Source organism: Pseudomonas sp. Choline-02u-1 (assembly GCF_002836515.1).
GTDB lineage: Bacteria > Pseudomonadota > Gammaproteobacteria > Pseudomonadales > Pseudomonadaceae > Aquipseudomonas.
The window spans coordinates 188,567-204,476 of record NZ_PJBC01000002.1 but is presented as its reverse complement, the minus strand read 5'-3'; the positions used below and the strand labels follow the sequence as shown (position 1 = coordinate 204,476).

20 protein-coding genes are annotated in these 15,910 nt (G+C 60.0%); 14 read left to right on the top strand and 6 right to left on the bottom strand.

Translation table 11 applies throughout. The annotated features are described in order from the left end of the window. The first annotated feature begins 128 nt into the window (after positions 1–128). Both rhtA and CXF97_RS01975 read left to right on the top strand, forming a co-directional pair. A complete protein-coding gene (rhtA, locus tag CXF97_RS01980) occupies positions 129–1,016 on the top strand; it encodes a threonine/homoserine exporter RhtA (protein WP_101155655.1) in 888 nt (295 codons plus the stop codon). Between the two features lie 168 nt (positions 1,017–1,184). Beyond that, the gene (locus CXF97_RS01975; protein WP_041478482.1) at positions 1,185–1,466 is read left to right on the top strand and encodes a hypothetical protein; all 282 of its coding nucleotides are present in this window, start codon (positions 1,185–1,187) and stop codon (positions 1,464–1,466) included. Here the strand turns inward: CXF97_RS01975 and CXF97_RS01970 are convergent, their stop codons facing one another. Beyond that, positions 1,467–2,036, bottom strand: coding sequence for a TetR/AcrR family transcriptional regulator (locus CXF97_RS01970; RefSeq protein WP_101155653.1), 570 nt, complete (start codon positions 2,034–2,036; stop codon positions 1,467–1,469). A 91-nt stretch (positions 2,037–2,127) separates the two neighbouring features. On the opposite strand from CXF97_RS01970, the gene CXF97_RS01965 reads away from it, so the two are divergent. Together CXF97_RS01965 and CXF97_RS01960 are read left to right on the top strand one after the other, a co-directional pair. Continuing rightward, positions 2,128–2,856, top strand: coding sequence for an SDR family oxidoreductase (locus CXF97_RS01965; RefSeq protein WP_101155651.1), 729 nt, complete (start codon positions 2,128–2,130; stop codon positions 2,854–2,856). Positions 2,857–2,896: 40 nt separating this feature from the next. Further along, positions 2,897–3,493: a 2-hydroxychromene-2-carboxylate isomerase gene (locus tag CXF97_RS01960; RefSeq protein WP_101155649.1), complete on the top strand. Its 597-nt coding sequence runs from the start codon at positions 2,897–2,899 to the stop codon at positions 3,491–3,493. A gap of 44 nt (positions 3,494–3,537) precedes the next feature. Here CXF97_RS01960 and CXF97_RS01955 read toward each other — a convergent pair whose 3' ends face one another. The 5 genes from CXF97_RS01955 to CXF97_RS01935 form a co-directional block, all read right to left on the bottom strand. After that, positions 3,538–5,346: an aminopeptidase P family protein gene (locus CXF97_RS01955; protein WP_101155647.1), complete on the bottom strand. Its 1,809-nt coding sequence runs from the start codon at positions 5,344–5,346 to the stop codon at positions 3,538–3,540. A gap of 65 nt (positions 5,347–5,411) precedes the next feature. Further along, complete coding sequence (locus tag CXF97_RS01950) at positions 5,412–6,578, bottom strand: cysteine desulfurase family protein (protein ID WP_101155645.1); 1,167 nt, start codon at positions 6,576–6,578, stop codon at positions 5,412–5,414. A gap of 205 nt (positions 6,579–6,783) precedes the next feature. After that, positions 6,784–7,398, bottom strand: a complete 615-nt coding sequence (locus CXF97_RS01945; protein WP_101155643.1) for a LysE family translocator — start codon at positions 7,396–7,398, stop codon at positions 6,784–6,786. A 101-nt stretch (positions 7,399–7,499) separates the two neighbouring features. Continuing rightward, positions 7,500–7,769 carry a hypothetical protein gene (locus tag CXF97_RS01940; protein WP_101155641.1) on the bottom strand — a complete coding sequence of 90 codons (270 nt, stop codon included), beginning with the start codon at positions 7,767–7,769 and terminating at the stop codon, positions 7,500–7,502. Positions 7,770–7,880: 111 nt separating this feature from the next. Further along, entirely contained in the window at positions 7,881–8,234 is a 354-nt protein-coding gene (locus tag CXF97_RS01935) for an antibiotic biosynthesis monooxygenase (RefSeq protein WP_101155639.1), read from the bottom strand. 93 nt (positions 8,235–8,327) lie between these two features. On the opposite strand from CXF97_RS01935, the gene soxR reads away from it, so the two are divergent. From soxR to CXF97_RS01885, 10 genes are all read left to right on the top strand, one after another. Next, on the top strand, positions 8,328–8,780 hold the full coding sequence (soxR, locus tag CXF97_RS01930; RefSeq protein ID WP_101155637.1) for a redox-sensitive transcriptional activator SoxR: 453 nt from the start codon (positions 8,328–8,330) through the stop codon (positions 8,778–8,780). Positions 8,781–8,891: 111 nt separating this feature from the next. Beyond that, a complete protein-coding gene (locus CXF97_RS01925; RefSeq protein ID WP_101155636.1) occupies positions 8,892–9,350 on the top strand; it encodes a VOC family protein in 459 nt (152 codons plus the stop codon). A 213-nt stretch (positions 9,351–9,563) separates the two neighbouring features. Beyond that, positions 9,564–10,763 carry a PepSY domain-containing protein gene (locus CXF97_RS01920; RefSeq protein WP_101155635.1) on the top strand — a complete coding sequence of 400 codons (1,200 nt, stop codon included), beginning with the start codon at positions 9,564–9,566 and terminating at the stop codon, positions 10,761–10,763. Then, positions 10,760–11,302 (top strand): thiamine pyrophosphate-binding protein, encoded by a 543-nt coding sequence (locus tag CXF97_RS01915; RefSeq protein ID WP_101155633.1) that lies wholly within the window; start codon positions 10,760–10,762, stop codon positions 11,300–11,302. The genes CXF97_RS01920 and CXF97_RS01915 overlap by 4 nt, the downstream gene beginning before the upstream one ends. Continuing rightward, complete coding sequence (locus tag CXF97_RS01910; RefSeq protein WP_101155631.1) at positions 11,299–11,637, top strand: hypothetical protein; 339 nt, start codon at positions 11,299–11,301, stop codon at positions 11,635–11,637. Before CXF97_RS01915 ends, CXF97_RS01910 begins: the two co-directional genes overlap by 4 nt. Further along, the gene (locus CXF97_RS01905; RefSeq protein WP_101155629.1) at positions 11,634–12,209 is read left to right on the top strand and encodes a DUF6162 family protein; all 576 of its coding nucleotides are present in this window, start codon (positions 11,634–11,636) and stop codon (positions 12,207–12,209) included. Before CXF97_RS01910 ends, CXF97_RS01905 begins: the two co-directional genes overlap by 4 nt. Positions 12,210–12,244: 35 nt before the next feature. After that, positions 12,245–13,174, top strand: coding sequence for a metal ABC transporter substrate-binding protein (locus CXF97_RS01900; protein WP_101155627.1), 930 nt, complete (start codon positions 12,245–12,247; stop codon positions 13,172–13,174). Then, on the top strand, positions 13,171–14,022 hold the full coding sequence (locus CXF97_RS01895; protein WP_101155625.1) for a metal ABC transporter ATP-binding protein: 852 nt from the start codon (positions 13,171–13,173) through the stop codon (positions 14,020–14,022). Before CXF97_RS01900 ends, CXF97_RS01895 begins: the two co-directional genes overlap by 4 nt. Next, a complete protein-coding gene (locus tag CXF97_RS01890) occupies positions 14,022–14,921 on the top strand; it encodes a metal ABC transporter permease (protein ID WP_007917717.1) in 900 nt (299 codons plus the stop codon). Before CXF97_RS01895 ends, CXF97_RS01890 begins: the two co-directional genes overlap by 1 nt. Next, positions 14,922–15,827: a metal ABC transporter solute-binding protein, Zn/Mn family gene (locus tag CXF97_RS01885; protein ID WP_101155623.1), complete on the top strand. Its 906-nt coding sequence runs from the start codon at positions 14,922–14,924 to the stop codon at positions 15,825–15,827. The last annotated feature ends 83 nt before the right edge of the window (positions 15,828–15,910 follow it).

Genomic DNA, 15,910 nt, shown 5'->3' with positions numbered 1-15,910 from the left:
CGTTAATTTCGCTTTTCTTTCAAATCAACAAAAACGTCTCCTATATATAGACGCGACTCTCTCCAGTGCGCAGTATATTGCCCACTACCATAACAACACTTTTGCTTTTATTTGGATGCTGCCCTGTAATGAATGACCAACCCCGCTCCCTTGCCTCCAGTTTGTTCCCGGTTGGCCTGCTCATGATAGCCATGGCATCCATCCAGTCCGGCGCTTCGTTGGCGAAAAGCATGTTCCCGATTATCGGAGCACAAGGGACCACCACCCTTCGCCTGATCTTCGCTAGTGTGATCATGCTGCTGTTGCTTCGCCCATGGCGTGCAAAGCTGACCGCCAAGTCCCTGCGTACGGTGATCGTCTATGGAATGGCTTTGGGCGGGATGAATTTCCTCTTCTATATGTCGTTGCGGACAGTGCCACTGGGCATCGCCGTTGCGCTGGAATTCACCGGCCCTCTGGCCGTAGCTATATATGCCTCCCGCCGCGCCATCGATTTTGTCTGGATCGCGCTTGCTGCAGCCGGCTTGCTTTTATTGATCCCAACCGGCGTCACCACTGCAGGGATCGATCTGGTCGGCGCGGGTTATGCGCTGGGGGCCGGAGTCTGCTGGGCGCTATACATTTTGTTCGGACAGAAGGCCGGCGCCGACAACGGTGTGACCACTGCAGCATTGGGGGTGATGATCGCCGCGCTGTTCGTGGCGCCGATCGGCATCATTCATGCCGGCGCTGCGCTGCTCACACCATCACTGATTCCCGTCGCTATCGGAGTCGCCATTCTGTCTACCGCCCTGCCCTACACCCTGGAAATGGTGGCTCTCACTCGAATGCCCGCACGCACCTTCGGCACTTTAATGAGTATCGAACCAGCGTTCGGCGCGCTATCAGGACTGCTTTTTCTTCAGGAATACCTTTCCCTGTCACAATGGCTGGCCATCCTGTGCATTATTCTGGCTTCCGTGGGTGCGACGATGACCATGGGCAGCGGTGCAAAGCCTGCTGTCGCTGCCGACTGAAGCGTAATAAGAAGTGGGTCTGGTAATTGGCGCTTATTTAGGCCATGTTTAACCCCGTAACCCATCGCCAGGCATGGATTTTTTCGCAAAGGACGGCACAACGCTGAAAACGCGAGCGAATACAGGCAGACCCGAGCAACAGACTCGCGGCCGCTATTAAGGATGGTAATGAAACGAATTTTGCTAATGATCGCCTTGCTGGCGATCGCAAGTTGCGCAGCGACCTCGGAAACGCAGGTCAAGCGCGGCAAGAAAGGGCTGCATATCAATTGTTCCGGACTTTCATCCTCATGGGACAAGTGCTACACCAGCGCCGCCAACTCCTGCGCTCCCAAGGGTTACAAGGTGATCGCCAAATCCGGCGATGCTGTGGAAGAACCTGGCGATTATCCGTTCGGCTTGAACCCCGCCGGTTATACCAGCCGCAGCATGATCGTCATCTGCAAATAACTACTCGGCTCGTGGCGAAGTGAGCTGACGCGTAATTTCCTCATGGCTCGAGCGCAACACCGTACGCTGCACGTCCGGTGTTGCCAGCATTCGCGCGACCACCAATGCACCCACGCATTGCGACAGCACCGACCAGGCCAGACTCTCGCTTTCCAGTATCTCAGCCCAGCCCTGCTGAAGGCGGCAAATCCATTCTTCAGCCTGCTCATGCACCTGCACATCGGCACGGGCAATCTCCGCGCCCAATGACGGCAGCGCGCAACCGACCTCAGGTTGCTCGACGTGGGCCATGCTCAGGTACTGCTTCAGACAACGCTCCAGCCGCTGCCGATCTGCACCGCCCTGCCCACCAAGGCGCTCAAGACTCTCACTCAGCTCTCGCTCGACGATGGCAGCGAACAAGGCATCCTTGGAGGAAAAGTGGCTGTAGAACGCGGCCCCACTCAAACCGATTGCTTTCATCAGGCCATCCACGCCCACCGTGGAAAACCCCGATTTCTTTGCCGACAGCGCGCTGCTTTGCAGCAGCCTTTCGCGGGTTTCCGATTTGTGTCCAGCTGAATAACGCATGCCCTCTCCCGAAATAGATCGCCTTGACGCTGCCCGAATCCTAGCATAACGTTCGTTAACTAAACGATCGTTAACCCAAAGGGATTCACCCATGAATAACAAGAAGGTCGTGCTGGTTGTTGGGGCAGGCGACGCCACGGGCGGGGCGATTGCCAAGCGTTTTGCCAGTGAAGGATTCATTGCCTGCGTGACCCGGCGCAGCGCCGACAAACTGCAGCCATTGGTTGACGCAATCATCGCTGAGGGCGGTGAGGCTCATGGTTTTGCCTGCGATGCGCGCAAGGAAGAAGACGTCATCGCTCTCATCGAAGACATCGAGGCCCGCGTTGGTCCTATCGAGGCCTTTGTCTTCAACATCGGCGCCAACGTGCCGTGCAGTATTCTCGAAGAAACCGCGCGCAAATATTTCAAGATCTGGGAAATGGCCTGCTTCTCAGGTTTCCTTAACGCCCGTGAAGTGGCCAAGCGTATGGTGACCCGTCAGCGCGGCACGATTCTGTTTACCGGAGCCACTGCCGGACTGCGCGGTGCTGCAGGATTCGCCGCTTTTGCCGGAGCCAAACATGGCATCCGCGCACTGGCGCAAAGCATGGCCAGGGAACTGGGGCCGATGAACATCCACGTTGCCCATGTTGTGGTTGATGGTGCGATCGACACCGATTTCATTCGCAACAGCTTTCCCGAAAAATACGCAACCAGGGACCAGGACGGCATTCTCAATCCAGAGCACATCGCTGAAAATTACTGGTATCTGCACAGTCAGCCACGGGATGCGTGGACCTTCGAACTGGACCTGCGCCCATGGAATGAACGCTGGTAAGCCCTCCCCTCCTGATTACAACAATAAGAGCAACTTGATCATGACGAAAACCGTGGAGTTCTTTTTCGACCTCGGCAGCCCCACTACGTATCTGGCGCACACCCAGCTACCGAAAATCTGCGCCGAAACCCAGAGTGAATTGGTCTACATCCCGATGTTGTTGGGTGGTGTGTTCAAAGCCACCGGCAACGCTTCGCCAGCAGTCATTCCGGCCAAGGGTCGCTACATGTTCCAGGACCTCGATCGCTTCGCCAGGCGCTACGGCGTCCAGCTCAGGTTCAATCCGCACTTTCCGATCAACACGCTGATGTTGATGCGTGCCGTCACTGGCATGCAGTTGTACCAGCCGCAGCGTTTCGGGGAGTTCGTCGACTGCCTGTTCAGGGCGCTTTGGGTGGACGGCCGTAACCTCAACGACCCGCAAACCATCGCCGGGGTGCTGACTGAAAACGGCTTCGATCCCCGAGAGATAATGGCGCTGACCAACGATGAGTCAGTCAAAGCCGCCCTCAAGGAAAACACCGAGACAGCCATCAAGCGCGGCGTTTTCGGTGCCCCCAGCATGTTCATTGGCGATCAGTTGTTCTTCGGTCAGGATCGACTCGACTTCGTAGAAGAGGCATTGCGCCAGGATTGAAGCCAAGCCCCAAGGCACTGTGAGCAGTGCCTTGGGCAAGTCGATCAAATGGCCGCAGTGCGCTCGTTCAGCCAGCTCAGCGTCGCCCCCTCAAGCAATGGGCTCAGACGCTCATGGACTTCGCGGTGATAGTCGTTCAGCCACTGCTTCTCTTCTTGCGTCAAAAGCTCTGCAATCAGACAACGGGTATCGATCGGGCACAGCGTCAGGGTTTCAAACTCGAGGAACTCGCCGAATTCGCTGCTGCCGGCCTCGCGGTTCATCGCCAGGTTCTCGATGCGCACACCCCAGCGGCCTGGACGATAAGTACCGGGTTCGATCGAAGTGATCATCCCCGGCTGCATAGCCGTTTGCGGCGCTGGTGCAGCCTGATAGGCAATCACCTGCGGCCCCTCATGCACGTTGAGGAAATACCCCACGCCATGACCAGTGCCGTGCCCGTAGTCGACGTTGTCAGCCCAGATCGGCGCGCGGGCGATGGCGTCGAGCAGCGGTGACAGAATGCCTTTGGGGAATCGTGCCCTCGACAAGGCAATCACGCCTTTCAACACGCGCGTGCAATCCTGCTTTTGCTCTTGCGTCGGCGTCCCCACCGGGACCATGCGCGTGATGTCTGTGGTCCCGCCGAGGTATTGACCACCGGAATCGATGAGCAACAGACCATCACCCTCGATCAGCGCATGCTCTTCTTCGGTAGCGTGATAGTGCGGCATCGCACCGTTGGCGTTGAACGCGGCGATGGTGTTGAAGCTCAGCGAAACGTAATCGGGACGACGCTCACGGGCAGCGGTGAGTTTCTCGTCGATGGTCAGTTCGGTGATGCGCTCGCGCCCCCATGCCGATTCCAGCCAGGCGAAAAACTCGCACAACGCCGCGCCATCCTGCTCCATCGCTTTACGGATGTGCTGGGCGTCGGCCTCGCTTTTCTGCGATTTGGCCAACGTGGTCGGGTTCAAGCCTTCGACCAGTTTTACGCCACTGTCCAGATTATCCAGCAAACCTGTAGTCACTCGCGCCGGATCGACCAGCAGGCTCGCGCCACTTGGTACAGCACGCAACGCATCGGCTACTTCGCTGTAGTCCCGCAGGGTCACGCCATCCTGTTCAAGCACGGCGCGCAGATCGGCATCGACCTTGCTCAGCGCCACGAACAGCGTCGCCTGCTGTTGATTGATCAGGGCAAACGATACGAACACCGGATTGAACGAAACATCACCGCCGCGCAGGTTGAACAGCCAGGCGATGTCATCCAGGGTGGCGATGAAATGCCAGTCGGCGCCACGCTCTTGCAAGGTCTGGCGCAATTTAGCGAGCTTCTCGCCACGGCTGACGGTCGCTTGCGGCGGCAGATGCTGATAGATCGGCGCGTCAGGCAGGCTTGGACGATCACGCCAGATTTCCTGCAACAAATCGATATCGGTGCGAAGGCGAGCGCCGCCTGCTTCGAGTTTGCTGCCCAGCGTGCGCGCTGAAGCCACTGCCATTACCGCGCCATCGACCGCCACCACACCGCCCTCGGGGGTTTGCTCGGCTAGCCAGTCCAGCGGGCTCGGCTGCCCCGGTTGCAGCTTGACCAGTTCGATGCCGCTGCCGGCCAGTTCCTTGGTCGCCTGCTCCCAGTAACGGCTGTCGGCCCAGACCCCAGCGAAATCAGCAGTGACGATCAGCGTACCGACCGAACCGTGGAAACCCGACAGCCATTGCCGGCCCTGCCAGTAACCCGGCAGGTATTCCGACAGATGCGGGTCGGCGGACGGCACCAGCAGCGCATGGATGCCTTCGCGGCGCATCAGCTCACGGGTATGCGCCAAGCGCTGAGGCACCGATCCTTCGGTCAAGGTGTGGGAACTCATCATGTCTCCTGCTAATCGCGTCATCATTATTGTTCGCAGCCTTCTCGGCCATGGAAAGCGTCTGTTTAAAGCCCTGTCGCCCAGAATGCCGGGGCACTGGCGCAGGCGGTAGTAATCATTTCGACGGCCCTTTCGACGTCCTCGACGGTGGTAAACCGCCCGAGGCTCAAGCGAATGGTGCGCCCTGCCAGTCGCGCATCGTGCCCCAACGCCAACAGCACGTGGGACGGCGCATTGCTCGCGGAATTACACGCGGAAGTCGCAGAAAATGCGATCGAATGGCTCAACGCGGCGCTGTTGAAATCGCCTTCGCTGAAGGTCAGGCTCAGGGTGTGCGGAATACGTTGCGAGGCACTGCCGTTGAGGCGCACGCCGGGCAACTTCAAAAGCTGTTCAAGCAAGCGTTCGCGCAAAGCGATGATGGACTTTTTCTCTTCATCGAATGCGTCGACGGCCAAAGCGAAAGCAGCGCCCATCCCCGCAATCTGATGAGTCGCCAGGGTTCCGGAGCGCAGGCCACCTTCGTGACCGCCGCCGTGGATCTGCGCATGCAAGCGTTGCTGCGCGTGCGGGCCGACATACAAGGCGCCGATGCCCTTGGGGCCGTAGAGTTTATGTGCGGAAAACGACATCAGATCCACCGGCCAGCGGCTCAGATCGATTGCGACCTTGCCAGCGCCCTGCGCGGCATCGACATGAAACAACGCCCGCCGACTGCGCACCACTTCGCCAATCGCCTCGACATCGTTGAGCGTACCCAGCTCGTTATTGACGAGCATCAGCGACACCAGAAAGGTGTCGTCACGCATCGCTTCGCTGACCGCTTGCGGGGTGATCAAGCCTTCGGCGTCCGGCACCAGATAAGTCACGGCAATGCCTGAATCCTGCAATTGCCGGGCAGTATCGAGGATGGCCTTGTGTTCGATCTGGCTGGTAATGATATGGCCGCCCGAGATGCCACGGGCCTGGGCAACGCCTTTGAGCGCGAGGTTGTTGGACTCGGTCGCACCGGAGGTCCAGACGATCTGCTCAGGTTGCGCGCCGACCAGATCGGCGACTTGCCGACGTGCCTGCTCGACCGTCTGCCGGGCCTGCTGGCCGAAAGCGTGGGAACTGGACGCCGGGTTACCGAAGTTACCGTGAAAACCCAGACATTCGATCATCACCTGGATGACCCGCTCGTCCACCGGGGTGGTGGCGGCGTAATCGAAATACAACGGACGTGTGTTCATAAAGGACTCGCAGAGCGTGTTCCGGGATCAGGAGGCTCGTGTCTGCAAATGACCATGCATAGCCTCGTGAGCTGTGCATGGGTTCGAGAGCGTCATCAATACCTGATCGGATGCCGTTAAAGAAGTAGGGCTTCATTTAAAAGTGCGTAGGAACGCTCCTGAAACCGAGCTTAACAGGCATCGGGCCGGCGATTGAAGCAATGCGTCAGTGAAAGCTTTCGAGCAGTAACGGATACAGCGAGATCACCAGCAACGCCGCCATCCCCCAATTGAACACGCGCAACCAGCGCGGCTCTTTGAGCACATTGCGCAACAGCGTGCCGCATGCCGCCCACAGGCCAACACTTGGGAGGTTGATGATGGCGAATACCGCCGCGATGATCACAACGTTGTAGAAGTAACCCTGCATCGGCGTATACGTGCTGATGGCACCGATGGCCATGATCCACGCCTTGGGATTGACCCACTGGAACGCTGCGGCGCCCAGATAGCTGATCGGTTTAGCCTCGCCGATGGCACTGTCGCCGACCGGGCCGCAATGAGCGATTTTCCACGCCAGGTACAACAAATACGCCGCGCCGACATAACGCAGCACCGTGTAAAGAATCGGATAGGCCTGAAACACCGCGCCAAGACCAAAGCCCACCGCCACCACCAGCAGAAAGAAGCCGCAGCTGATGCCGAGCATGTGTGGAATGGTGCGGTTGAAACCGAAATTGACCCCGGACGCCAGCAACATGGTGTTGTTCGGCCCCGGTGTGATCGAGGTGACAAGGGCAAACAGGGCAAAGCCCAACAGCAGATCAAGCGAGAGATTCATCGAGGCAGTCCATCCAGGGTCATTCAGGTGTTGACCCTATCCCACGCCGCCCGGCAAACCCACGGACAGTTAGGAAAAACTTCAAGCAGTACAGTTTGCTGTCAGCTTGGACGACCGTGCAGCTGTATGGCACGTTCGGCACTCATCTCGCCTTGTTGGTCGAAGCCGAACGTCTTCTGCGGCTGGCCGAGCAACTGGGCTTTTTTCGCATGGTATTCGTCGAACGACAAACCGCTGCGGTTCAGCGCTTCCAGCGCCAGTTCGCGGGATTCTTCAGCGGTGTAAGGGCGCAGCTCTGGCGAAACATGGCTGGCACAGCCAGCAAGAACGGAAACAGCGAGCATCAGCGAAACAGTCAGAAAACGGTTCATGGGAGCGTCCTGGCGAGCAATGTGGGGTCGATGGAGAAAGGCTACGCCCGGGCACGCTCGCGCAGAAATCAACGCTCTCAATAGTGGCTATCAGGTTTGCGCTAACAACGGCTAACCCGGCAAACGGCAATGCAGCGCATCGTCGTGGCTGCGGGCAATGCTGCTGTGCACCTGGAACGAATTGAAGGTCACTGTTTTCGCCCGATGGGTGCGGATCAGTTGCCAGAAATCCTGCTCACCGCTTTCGAAAGTGTGAAACGCCGCCTCCCCCGCTTCGCGGCTTTGCCATTGCAAAAAGCTCAACACGCGACGGCCGTCGTCGCTGGCCTGCACGCTGGCGCTGAGAAATCCGTCGTAACGCTGCGCCAGACGCTCGGTCTGCGTCGCCAATGCCGAGATCAGCGCCGCTTGCTGACGGGGTTCGATTTCGAATTCGATCAATTGGGTAAAGCTGCGATTGCTCATGGAAAACCCCCACTCATCTTGAAGCGAGCCTTGCGACCCGAAGAGCTGCAGGGTAAAACCTCCAGTTAAGTCAAGGTCAAGAGCATTTTCAGCATGATCAGCAAAGACCAGGTGCACAAGCCTCTCACTGTTGGGGACGTTGCGGCGCGCAGCGGCGTCGCGGTCACGGCGCTGCACTTTTATGAAACCAAGGGTTTGATCAAGAGTGAACGCAACGCTGGCAACCAGCGCCGTTATCCGCGTGCCGTGCTGCGCCGGGTGGCGTTGATCAAAGTCGCGCAACGGCTGGGGATACCGCTGGCGGAAATCGGCGAAGCGCTGAAGATCCTGCCGCAGGATCGAGCGCCAACGGCCGCCGACTGGAAGATGTTGTCTGAACAATGGCAGCGCGAGCTCGACGAACGAATCAGGCAACTGACGCTAATGCGCGATCAGCTCACCGGGTGCATCGGCTGCGGTTGCCTGTCGATGGAGGCGTGTCCATTGCGCAATAAAGGCGACGCGCTCGGTGACCAAGGGCCAGGCCCGCACTTTGGCGAGGAGTGATAACGCTGCTCGTCGGCGGAAAATCTGCGCTGCAGGGACGGTTCTATAGTGATTGCTCCGGGCAGATCCGGAGCAACCACATCTGTTGAAAACAAAAACAGGGAGAACGTCATGAGCGTCAAACCCATTCCTGAGGGGTATCACAGCATTACCCCGTACCTGGGCATCCAACAGGCCGCCGAGGCCATTGAGTTCTACAGAAAAGCCTTCAATGCCAGCGAAGTCATGCGCCTGACCATGCCCGACGGCAATATCGGCCATGCCGAGCTGCGCATTGGTGACAGCGCGATCATGCTCGGCACGCCTTGCGATCAAGGTCCGCTGAGCAATCCTGAGCAGGCGGTGTCGATCGGCTTGCACCTGTATGTCACCGATGTCGACCAGTCATTCCAACAGGCGCTGGATGCCGGGGCGCAAAGCGTATCGGAGGTCAAAGACCAGTTTTACGGTGACCGCAGCGGGACACTGAGAGACCCGTTCGGGCATCTGTGGTTTCTCGCCACGCACAAGGAGGATCTGAGCGAAGAGCAGATTCGCCAACGCGCCATGGAAATGTTCCGCCAAAGCTGAGCACTTATGCCCTGGATCGGCTGGCAAAAACACCTCGCCGATGTAATTGCGAAACATTTGCTTTCATATCCGCTTTCGGGATTTTCTTCGCTCATCCGTCTTATAGGAATGCAGGCCGTTCGCGTAGGCAAAAGCCACGAACGGCCTCCCGGGGAGTTCCGTGCTGCGAAGCCCGTAGCCCGGCCCCTTCCACCGCAATCAAGACGCGCAATCATGTCGAAGAAATCCCGTTCCAAACTGTGGTTCCTGGTGCATAGCTGGCTGGCGTTGCCGATCTGGTTCTTTGTGTTGATCGTCTGCGTCACCGGCACGCTGGCGGTGGTCAGCCAGGAAATTGTCTGGCTGGCCAACCCGCAAATGCGCGCCAGTCAGCCGTCGGACGATGCGCCGCGACTGAGCTACGACCAGATCCTCGCGGCGATCAAACAGGCCGAACCGCAAACCCTGGTGCAGAGCATCAACCGCCCGGACGAGTCGCACTTTGCCCTCGACGTCGAAGTCAGCTACCCCGACGGTCGCTCATTGACGGTCTACGTCAATCCGTACACCGGGGTCATCCAGGGCGCCGCGCCGGCCTTCGATTTCAAGGCCTTTACCCGCGCCCTGCATGGCTGGTGGCTGGTACCGTTCACCAATGGCTACAGTTGGGGCTGGTATCTGGTGTCGTTGCTCGGCGTGCCGATGCTGGTCTCGCTGATTACCGGGCTGGTGGTCTACAAACGCTTCTGGAAAGGTTTTCTGCGCCCGACCCTGCGCGTGCGCCATGGCGCGCGGATCTTCTGGGGCGACTTCCATCGTCTGTGCGGCATCTGGTCGATCTGGTTCATCGCGGTAATTTCCATCACCGGCATCTGGTTCCTGATCAAGGCTTTCCTTTTCGATAACCAGATTTCCATTTCCAGCGAGCCGATCATTCCGGCGATGTCCCGCGAAAGCGTGCCGATTTCGGCCGCTGGCACCCCGCCGCCGCGCATCAGCCTGGACCGCGCCATCGAAATCGCCCAGCAGAAGATTCCCGGGCTGGAAGCCAGCTACGTCAACCTGCCGGGCAACGCCTACTCGCACATGAGCGTCAGCGGCCGTGGCTGGTATCCGCTGATGTACCAGACCGCGACTCTCAACCCGTACAACGGCGAAATGGCCTCCTCACGGTTGCTGTCCGATCGGTCCTCGCTGGAATTCGTCACCGAATCCATGCGCCCGCTGCACACCGGCGACTTCGGTGGGATCTGGATCAAGTTGATCTGGTTCTTCTTCGGTCTGTTGCTGAGCATGATGATCCTCAGCGGCCTGCTCATCTGGACCAAGCGTACCGCGCTGGCCACCGCCAATGCGCTGAAACGCGAGGACAAGAAAAACCGCGTCACCGCCCAGCCGGCGCTGCGCCGTGAACCTTCGGAGGCGAGCCTGTGAACAAAGCCATCTCGGTCACACCGCCGTCGCGCCTGTCGCGTTTCTGGCACAAGTGGCGCTTCCACATCAATGTTCTGCTGTTGCTGATCCCGCTGGGCTTCATGCCGAAATACTTTGCCGATGCCTCGCTGTTTCGCGGCGACAGTGGCCTGGGCCAACGGGAAATAGGCACCGTTCAGGTCGGCCCGTGGAGCCTGCGTCTGGCGGAGTTACGCGAAGAGGCGCCGCACCTGAGCGGACCGGCCGGCTACATGAAGGACTTCACTGCCGCCGTCTGTGACAGCTGTGTCGAACAGGTCAAGGCCACTTACCTGCGCATCGGCAAACCGCGCAGTCTGCGCGCCGCTGGCACGATTTTCTTCGGTACGCCTTATCGCATGGGCACGCAAATGCCGATCCCGGCGAAGACCAAACCTGACGCCGAGCTGTGGATCACCATGGAAGGCTGGGACGGCAGCATGCACCAGGCCGCGATGCCCCTGAGCCAAGCCTCCCCCGCCACGGTTGCGTGGCTGAACAAACAAGGAGCCAAACCATGACTCGCTCACCCCTTCATACCCGTTTGCTCGCCAGCGCCGCGCTGCTGCTGAGCGCCGGTTTCAGTGCCAGCGCCCTGGCGCACAACCCGATGTGCGAATGCAAAGCCATCGATGCCGAACAGATCAAATGCACCGGCGGTTTTTCCGACGGCAGCGGCGCGCCGGGCGTGACCCTCGATGTGATCGGCTACGACGAAACCATTCTCGTGCCGGGCAAACTGGGCGACGACTCGACGCTGACCTTTAAAAAGCCCGGCAGTGAATTCTATGTGCTGTTCGACGCCGGCCCAGGCCACGTAGTGGAAATCGACCAGGCGGATATCGAAGCCCCATGAGTACCCCGACAACTCAAGTGGTACGCCCGGCCGGCGCCGGTCATGAAACCCTCAATGTGCTGCTGTTGTGCCTGGTGATCCTCGCGGTCGCCGGCTCGGTGGTGGCGTGGCGCGGGGTTTCCCATGAACCGGAGCCGGTGGCCAGCAACCAGTACGACGCCCGCCGCGACCTCAGCGCCGCCGAGCAAGGCATCTATGCCGACCTGCGGGTGACGCTCGACGAAATCCGCTTGCTGCGCGAAGAGCAAAAAGCCCTGCCGACGCCACAGACGCTGGCCGATGAAGGCTTTGCGCCGTTCGCGTTGGATGCCAGTTCGATCAGCCGCGGCGGTCATGCGTGGCAAATGTTCGCCGACAACGCCTATTTGGGCCGTAGCGCGACGCCTGATGTCGCCGGCTCGTTTCTGATGCGTGTCGGTGCCGACGCCAACGCGGCGCCGGACATCTGGCTGAACCGCAGCGCCGATCCCCCGCCGGCGGTGGATCTGTCCGACGCCGCGCTGTCTGCCGCTGGCTGGAAACAGATCGTCGCGCAATTCGATGCCGGGGTTACCCGCGAACATCGCCATTGATTCCTCGCCTTTATCCGAGAGAAGACTGCTTGCCCATGTCCATTTCATCGCCTCGCCGTCCATTGTTACGCCTGTTTCTGCTTGGCCTGTGCGCCTGCCTGCTGAGCCCGCTGGCCGGTGCCGAGCCAGGCAAACGCCTGCGTATCGGCATCACCCTGCATCCGTATTACAGCTATGTAGCCAATATCGTCGGCGACAAGGCCGAAGTGGTGCCGCTGATTCCTGCCGGCTTCAACCCGCACGCCTACGAGCCGCGCGCCGAAGACATCAAGCGCATCAGCGGACTGGACGTGATCGTGCTCAACGGCGTCGGCCATGACGACTTCGCCGACCGAATGATCGCCGCCAGCGAAACACCCAATGTCAAAACCATCGAAGCCAACGAAAACGTGCCATTGCTCGCAGCCACCGGTGTCGCTGCGCGCGGCGCTGGCAAAGTGGTCAACCCGCACACGTTCCTGTCGATCAGCGCCTCCATCGCCCAGGTCAACAACATCGCCCGCGAGTTGGGCAAACTCGACCCGGACAACGCCAAGACCTACACCCAGAACGCCCGCGCCTATGGCAAACGCCTGCGGCAGATGCGCGCCGACGCTCTGGCCAAACTGACCCAGGCACCGAACGCCGAACTGCGCGTGGCCACGGTGCATGCGGCTTACGACTATCTGTTGCGCGAATTCGGCCTGGAAGTGACAGCTGTGGTCGAGCCTGCTCACGGCATCGAACCAAGCCCTAGTCAGTTGAAGAAAACCATCGATCAGTTGCGTGAACTCGACGTGAAAGTGATCTTCTCCGAGATGGATTTCCCTTCCAGCTATGTCGACACCATCCAGCGCGAATCCGGGGTGAAGCTCTATCCGCTGTCGCACATTTCCTATGGCGAATACACCGCCGACAAGTACGAAAAGGAAATGACCGGCAACCTCAACACCGTGGTTCGGGCGATTCAGGAGTCCGGGGCATGACGTCGAAACAAACCCTCCCCGCCGATCACGCAGAGAACCCTGTGGGAGCGAGCTTGCTCGCGAAGGTACCGGATCAGCCAACATCTTCGCTGAATGACACACCGCATTCGCAAGCAAGCTCGCCCCCACAGGGGAAAAACGGGCCGGCGCTGGAGTTTGCGGCTATCAGCCTGACCTTGGGGCGCACGACGATTCTCGACAATGTCAGCTTCCAGGTGCAGCCCGGCAGCGTGCATGCGCTGGTCGGCCCCAACGGCGGTGGCAAGAGCTCGCTGATCAAAACCCTGCTCGGGCAGATGCCGCATCAGGGCCAGCTCAGCCTGCGCTGGCCTGGCGAGCCCGGCACCACCGGTTACGTCCCGCAGGCGCTGGAGTTCGATCGCGGCCTGCCGATGACCGTCGACGATTTCATGGCCGCCATGTGCCAGCGCCGCCCGGCCTTTCTCGGTTTGAGCAAACACTACGCCGGCGCCATCGGCGAGGCGCTGGAGCGCGTCGGCATGCAGGACAAGCGCAAGCGGCGCATGGGCGCGCTGTCCGGCGGTGAGCGCCAGCGGGTCCTGCTCGCGCAGGGCCTGATTCCGGCGCCGCAATTGCTGGTGCTCGACGAACCTATGTCAGCCCTCGATGAGGCAGGGATTCAGGTGTTCGAACGCCTGCTGACTGACTGGCGCGCAGCGGGCATCACCGTGCTGTGGATCGAGCATGATCTGGAAGCGGTGGGTCGGCTGGCCGATCGGGTTACCGGTCTCAACCGCCGCGTGCTGTTCGATGCCACACCGCAACAGGCGCTGACGCCGGAACGTCTGCTGACACTGTTTTCCACCCATCCACGGAGCGCTGTCTGATGAGCTACGAAGCCTTTCGTCTGATGGTCCAGGGCTGGGCATCTTCCGGTTATCTGCCCGAAGCGCTGGCCTACGGCTTTGTCGTCAATGCCCTGCTTGCCGGCCTGCTGATCGGCCCGGTGCTGGGCGGGCTCGGCACGCTGGTGGTGGTCAAGCGCTTTGCGTTCTTTTCCGAAGCGGTCGGCCATGCCGCGTTGACCGGTGTGGCCATCGGTATTCTGCTCGGCGAACCCTATACCGGCCCATACGGCAGTCTGTTCGGTTACTGCCTGCTGTTCGGCATCCTGCTCAATTACCTGCGCAACCGCACCGGGCTGGCACCGGATACGCTGATCGGCGTGTTTCTCTCGGTATCGCTCGCCTTGGGCGCGAGCTTGCTGCTGATTCTCGCCGGCAAGATCAATGTGCACATTCTGGAAAACGTGCTGTTCGGTTCGGTGCTGACCGTCAACGGCAATGATCTGGCGGTCCTGGCCATCGTCGGTTCACTGGTCATGGCCCTCGCCCTGCCGCTGTACAACCGCATCATGCTCGCCAGTTTCAACCCGCAACTGGCGGCGGTGCGTGGCGTAGCGGTCAAGACGCTGGATTACCTGTTCGTGATTCTGGTGACGCTGATCACTGTCGCGGCGGTCAAGGTGATCGGCGCGATTCTGGTCGGTGCCTTGCTGGTGATCCCGGCGGCGGCGGCGCGTTTGCTCAGTCAGTCACTCAAAGGATTTTTCTGGTGTTCGGTGCTGATTGCCACCGTGAGCACGCTATGCGGGATTCTTGCACCAATCGTGTTCGACCTGCCGATTCCGTCCGGCGCCGCGATCATTCTCGTCGCCGGCATCGCTTTTGCCCTCGCCGCCATTGCGCGCGGCGTCGTCCCCAGCCTGAAAGGGAACCTTGGATAAATGGCTTTTTCACTGCGTAACCTGACTCTGGCCATGGCCCTGTGTGGCGTGGTCTGCACTCCGTCTCTGGCTGCTGAAAGTGCGAAACCCTTGCGCGTGCTGGCCTCGTTGCCGATCACTTATGGATTGGGCGAAGCGCTGCTCAAGGGCACCGATGTTGACCTTGAACGCGCAGCCCCGGCCAACCTGCCCGGCAGCCGCCAGACCGCGTATTTCAGCGGCCGTGGGGCGCCGGCGCTGAGCAAACTGGCCACTGACGCGGACGCGGTGATCGGTCTGCGATCGCTGTGGGCGGATGACCCGCTGTACCCTTTCGCGCGGCGCAGCAATATTCGTATCGTCGAAGTCGACGCTGCCCGTCCGGTCGACGGCGCCCTGCCCGGTATCGCCGTGCAACCGGGCCTGCAGGTGGATGGCTTGAACAGCCAGCCATGGCTGGCGAGTAACAACATGGGGCGCATGGCTGACGTGATGGCCGCCGATCTGGTGCGCCTGGCACCAAGCGCCAAGCCTGCGATCGAGGCCAACCTGGCGGCGCTGAAACAGCGTTTGCTGAAACTCAGCGCCGACACCGAAGCGCGTCTGGCCGAGGCGGACAATCTGAGTGTGTTGAGTCTGAGCGATCACTTCGGCTATCTGATTGGCAGCCTTAATCTTGAACTGGCCGGACAGGACGCGCGGCCCGATGCCGAGTGGACGTCGGAAGATTTGAAAAAGCTGACAGCGACGCTCAAGGACAACGATGTGGCGGTAGTGCTGCACCATCGTCAGCCAGCGGAGCCAGTGAAAGCGGCGATTGCTGAATCCGGTAGCCGACTGGTGGTGTTGAGTACCGATGCGGCGGATCCGCTGGCGGAGCTGGAGGCTAATGTGGATCTGTTGCTCAAGGGGTTGAGCGGAGCGTAGTCAGGCTGATGCCGAGTCATCGTTCATCGCAGGCAAGCCAACGATGAGGGTTTGCAGAAAATAAAAATCCAGGACATGAAAAA